Origin of the sequence: uncultured Tessaracoccus sp., from assembly GCF_947286155.1 — a bacterium.
In the GTDB taxonomy this organism is placed as follows: Bacteria; Actinomycetota; Actinomycetes; order Propionibacteriales; family Propionibacteriaceae; genus Arachnia.
This window is the reverse complement of sequence record NZ_CAMYPD010000083.1, coordinates 1-4,710: the sequence shown is the minus strand read 5'-3', so window position 1 is coordinate 4,710 and position 4,710 is coordinate 1. Positions and strand designations below refer to the sequence as shown.

5 protein-coding genes are annotated in these 4,710 nt (G+C 65.0%); all 5 read right to left on the bottom strand.

Features of this window, described 5'->3' with window-relative positions; all coding sequences use genetic code 11:
* Positions 1 to 226: 226 nt before the first annotated feature.
* Positions 227 to 964: a bifunctional 1-(5-phosphoribosyl)-5-((5-phosphoribosylamino)methylideneamino)imidazole-4-carboxamide isomerase/phosphoribosylanthranilate isomerase PriA gene (gene priA, locus Q0X68_RS12950; protein WP_297752610.1), complete on the bottom strand. Its 738-nt coding sequence runs from the start codon at positions 962 to 964 to the stop codon at positions 227 to 229.
* 101 nt (positions 965 to 1,065) lie between these two features.
* Positions 1,066 to 1,671: an imidazole glycerol phosphate synthase subunit HisH gene (gene hisH, locus Q0X68_RS12945; RefSeq protein WP_297752608.1), complete on the bottom strand. Its 606-nt coding sequence runs from the start codon at positions 1,669 to 1,671 to the stop codon at positions 1,066 to 1,068.
* On the bottom strand, positions 1,668 to 2,276 hold the full coding sequence (gene hisB / locus Q0X68_RS12940; protein ID WP_297752605.1) for an imidazoleglycerol-phosphate dehydratase HisB: 609 nt from the start codon (positions 2,274 to 2,276) through the stop codon (positions 1,668 to 1,670). Before hisB ends, hisH begins: the two co-directional genes overlap by 4 nt.
* A 2-nt stretch (positions 2,277 to 2,278) precedes the next feature.
* On the bottom strand, positions 2,279 to 3,346 hold the full coding sequence (locus Q0X68_RS12935; RefSeq protein ID WP_297752602.1) for a histidinol-phosphate transaminase: 1,068 nt from the start codon (positions 3,344 to 3,346) through the stop codon (positions 2,279 to 2,281).
* Positions 3,343 to 4,644: a histidinol dehydrogenase gene (gene hisD, locus Q0X68_RS12930; RefSeq protein ID WP_297752599.1), complete on the bottom strand. Its 1,302-nt coding sequence runs from the start codon at positions 4,642 to 4,644 to the stop codon at positions 3,343 to 3,345. The genes Q0X68_RS12935 and hisD overlap by 4 nt, the downstream gene beginning before the upstream one ends.
* Positions 4,645 to 4,710: the final 66 nt, after the last annotated feature.

Here is a 4,710-nt window from a genome sequence, read left to right as displayed (position 1 = left end):
GAGATTCCTCTACGTCTCGTGGGCTCGGAGATGTGTATAAGAGACAGCCAATACCGCGGTGCGCGTTTGCGGGCAATCGTTGAGGAACGCCCACAGCATCTGCTCACCGATGAACCCGGTGACGCCCGTCATGGCAATCTTCTTGCCTGCCAGTAGGTCTTTCAGCCGCCCGTCGAGCAGCGGGGGGACGTGGCCGCGTTCAGCCACACCAAATGAGGCAGCAGGGTTACGCATGCGCATCTCCTTCGGCGACGGCGAGCGCCTCGTCAATCGTGAATCGCCCGACGTAGAGCGCAGTACCGACGATGGCTCCCTCGATGCCGGTCCCGACGAGCTCGCGCAGCCGTCGGAGGTGGTCGAGTGTGGCGATGCCGCCGGAAGCGACGACCTTCTTGCCCGAGCGCTCTGCCACGGCCGCGAGCAGATCGAAGTTAGGGCCGGTGAGCATGCCGTCGGCTTCGACGTCTGTGACGACGAATCGCTCGCATCCAGCCGCAGCGAGCCTGTCGACGGTGTCCACCCATCGACCGCCTTCGCGAGTCCATCCGCGCGCCGCGAGCTGCTCACCACGCACGTCGAGTCCGATCGCCACAGCGTCGCCGTGGGCAGCGATGATCTCCTCACACCATTCGGGATTCTCGAGCGCGGCGGTGCCGACGTTCACGCGTTTACAGCCAGTGGCGAGTGCACGTTCGAGGCTGGCGTCGTCGCGGATGCCGCCGGAGAGCTCCACCTGGCAGTCGATCTGAGCGATGATGTCGGCGAGCAGCGCGGCGTTTGAGCCGCGACCGAACGCGGCGTCAAGATCAACGAGATGGATCCAGCGCGATCCGGCATCCGCCCAGCGCTGAGCAGCAGCGAGGGGATCGCCAAAAGTCTTTTCGGTTCCTGCTACGCCCTGGACGAGCTGCACGGCCTGGCCACCCTGCACATCGACAGCGGGCAATAAATCAAGCGTGTCCACGTCGCCCAACTCTAGCCGATCTGCGGATTTCTCAATGCGGGGGAAACAGGACGTGGGTTGCGTAAGTGCAACCTTTGACAGCCCTGCTGTGTGCTCGCGCATTAGTATGCGGCGAGCCAGTTCTTGAGCAGTTGCAGCCCGGCCTCACCGGACTTTTCTGGGTGGAACTGAGTGGAGCACACCGCTCCTTGTTCCACTGCGGCGACGAAACGCACGTCGCCGTAGCTGGAGTACACCGCGCCGCGCACTGCCTGCTGTACCGCGTAGGAGTGCACGAAGTAGAACCGCTCGTCGCGGATTCCTGCGAACAGCTTGGAGCTCGGCCCAGCAGCAACGGTGTTCCAGCCCATGTGCGGCAGCGGTGTGGCGGGCATTTTGCTCACCACACCGGTGTAGATGCCGATGCCGTCGGTGGGCACACCGTGTTCGAGGCCCGACGAGAAGAGCACCTGGTGGCCGACGCAAATGCCAAACAGTGGGCGCTCCTTTTGCACCCAGCCCCGTACGTAGTCGAAGCCACCGACTTCCGCGAGACGATTTGCGCACTCAGCGAATGCACCCACACCAGGCACGACGAGCGCTTCGCAGCGCCCCAGTTCTTCTAGTCGCTCGGTGACGACGACGTCGGCCCCGGCATGTTCGAATGCCTTCGCTGCGGAATGGAGGTTGCCGGTGCCGTAGTCGAGAATGCCAACTTTCTTGATCATAGCGCCCCCTTCGTGCTGGGAATACCTGGTGAACGGGGGTCGACTTCGACGGCTTCTCGGAGCGCCCTCGCCAATGCCTTGAACTGAGCCTCGACGATGTGGTGGGGGTCGCGTCCGGAACGCAGCGTCATGTGGAGACACAGCCCGGCGTTCAGCGCGAACGATTCAAAGACGTGCTGCGTCATGGAGCCTGGGTATGCCACCCCGGAGCCGCCGATGCGGGCGTAGATCTGGCCGTCGGGTTCGCCCTGGCACACCACGTACGGGCGGCCGGCGACGTCGACGACGCAGTCTGCGACGGCCTCGTCGAGCGGAACCACCGCGTGCCCGAAGCGTCGGATGCCAGACTTGTCGCCCAGCGCCTCGGCCACGCATTTGCCGAGCACGATGGCTGTGTCTTCGACGGTGTGGTGCGCGTCGATGTGAAGGTCGCCCTCCGCTTCGACGGTCAGGTCGATGAGTGAGTGCTTCGCGAGGGTGGTCAGCATGTGGTCGTAGAAGCCAACGCCGGTTGAGATGTTCGCGACGCCAGTGCCGTCGAGGTTGACGGTGACGGTGATGCGCGATTCACTCGTCGTGCGCGATTGGGTGCTTGTGCGTGCCATGGTCATTCCTTTTCGGGGTTCAAATCGTCGAGCGCCCGGCGCAGCGATTCCATTTCTTCCGGCGTTCCAGCAGATGCTCGCAGGTACCCGTCGGGTCCAGCCTCACGAATGAGCACACCCCGTTCGAGCAACCCTTGCCAGACGGCGTGGCGATCAGCGAAGCGTCCGAACAGCGTGAAGTTCGCCACCGAGTCGACGACGCTGTAGCCCCTCCCCCGGGCCCACTGCTCGAAGTCTCGGGCTGATGCCGCGAGTTCGCGCACCTTGGCCAGCAGCACGTCGGCGTGGCGGAGCGCAACGCGTGCGACGGCCTGCGTCTGAGCGCTGAGGTGATACGGCAGTCGCACGACGCGGCACGCATCGACGATCTCCCGCGACGCGGCGAGGTATCCGACGCGGCCCCCGGCCAAGGCGAATGCCTTACTCATCGTGCGCGAGACGATGAGGTTGGGGTGCGCGTCGAGCAAACCCACGGCCGAGGGTTCCGTCGAGAACTCCTGGTAGGCCTCATCGATCACGACGAGCGCGTCGGTGCCGGCGCACACCTCGTCGATGACCTCGAGAGGAATGCCCGTGCCCGTGGGATTGTTGGGACGGGCGAGGAGGACCATCGTCGCTTGATGATTGACCGCGGCATTGAGTACCAGTTCGGTGTCGACGGTGAAGTCGCCCAGGCGAGGCTCGGTGACGTAGCGGGTGAGGGTGTTGCGCGCGTACTCGGGATACATCGAGTACGTGGGCGTGAAGGTAAGCACCGTGCGCTCGGGGCCACCGAACGCGGTGCACAGCTGCTGCATGATTTCGTTGGACCCGTTCGCCGCCCAGACCCGCTCAGCAGTGAGCCCTTCACCGAGATAGTTGGCGAGCTCAGTGCGCAGTGCCAGGGCGTCGCGATCCGGGTACCGGTTGAGGCTCAGTGCGGACTCCCGCACCGCTTCGCCCATCTCGTCGGCGATCTCGGGCGTGAGCCCGTAGGGGTTCTCATTCACGTTGAGCACGACGGGAACGTCCAGGATGGGAGCGCCGTACGGTTCCGCGCCAACCAGGTCGGCTCGAAGCGGCAGGTTCATGCGTGCCTCCGAACGGTGATGGCCGCGGCATGCCCCGGTAGCTCTTCAGCAAGGGCGAACTGTTCGACGCCCTCAGCAATCTCGGCGAGCCCCTCGTGCGAATAGTGGATGACGTGCATGGACTTCATGAAGCTACGCACGGTAAGCCCCGACGAATGGCACGCGCAGCCGGCGGTGGGCAGCACGTGCGTTGATCCGGCGGAGTAATCGCCCAGCGATACCGGCGAATAGTCGCCGACGAAGATGGCGCCCGCGTTCTGGATGCGCTGCGCGAGCGTCTCTGCGTCGGCGGTGTGAATTTCGAGGTGCTCGGCGGCGTAGTCGTCGGCCACCGCCACGGCCTGCTCGAGGTCGCGCACCAGCACGATGGCAGACTGCGGGCCGCCCAAGGAGGTCTGGATGCGCTCGGCGTGCAGCTGGCCCTGCACCTGGCGCTCCACCTCGACGCCAACCGCGTCGGCCAGCGTCTGCGACGGCGTGATCAGCACAGATGCCGCCATGGGATCGTGTTCGGCCTGAGAAATGAGATCGGCCGCGACGAAGGCTGGTTTCGCCGTGTCGTCGGCCACGATGGCGATCTCGGTGGGCCCCGCCTCCGAGTCGATGCCGACGAGTCCACGCACGGCGCGCTTGGCCGCAACCACGAAAATGTTGCCTGGCCCGGAGATGAGGTTCACCGGTTCGCACAAGCCTTCGACCCCGTGCGCGAACATCGCGATGGCCTGCGCGCCACCCACGGCATACACCTCGTCGACGCCGAGCATCGAGCACAACGCGAGCACGTTGGGGTGCGGCAGCCCTCCGAACTCCGTCTGCGGCGGCGATGCGACGGCGATCGCGCCCACACCTGCCACCTGCGCGGGCACGACGTTCATGATGACGCTGGAAGCCAGCGGTGCGAGACCGCCTGGTACGTACAGACCGACCCGTTGCATGGGGACGCTGCGCAGCCCAACCCGCGCGCCAGGTGCCAACTCGACGGGTTCCGCATCCTGGAAGCGTTCGAGACGCTCCGCCACCGTTCGACGCCTGATAATCGCCGTCTCAAAGCTCGCTCGGAGCTTCGGATCCAATTTCTGTTCAGCCTGCTTGAGGTGCTCGGCCGGCACGCGGAGATGCTCGGGAACCACATGGTCGAATCGCTCCGAGTATTCGCGCAGCGCCGCTTCCCCGCGCGAGGCAACGTCGGCGATGATGGGCTGCACTTGCCCCACCGCTTGCTCAACGTTGAACTCTGCGCGCGGCAACAGCGCGCGGTATCCGTCTCGGTTGTCTCGCAGATCTACTACTCGAAGCACGCCAGGAGAGTTTACCCGTCGTCACCCTCGGATTCTGGGGCGTCCACGGAGCGTTCTGGCAGGAAC

Bases quoted from the DNA above. Each gene is read 5' to 3' on its own strand.
- hisB (WP_297752605.1), bottom strand. From the start codon at position 2,276: ATGGCACGCACAAGCACCCAATCGCGCACGACGAGTGAATCGCGCATC.
- hisH (WP_297752608.1), bottom strand. From the start codon at position 1,671: ATGATCAAGAAAGTTGGCATTCTCGACTACGGCACCGGCAACCTCCAT.
- Q0X68_RS12935 (WP_297752602.1), bottom strand. From the start codon at position 3,346: ATGAACCTGCCGCTTCGAGCCGACCTGGTTGGCGCGGAACCGTACGGC.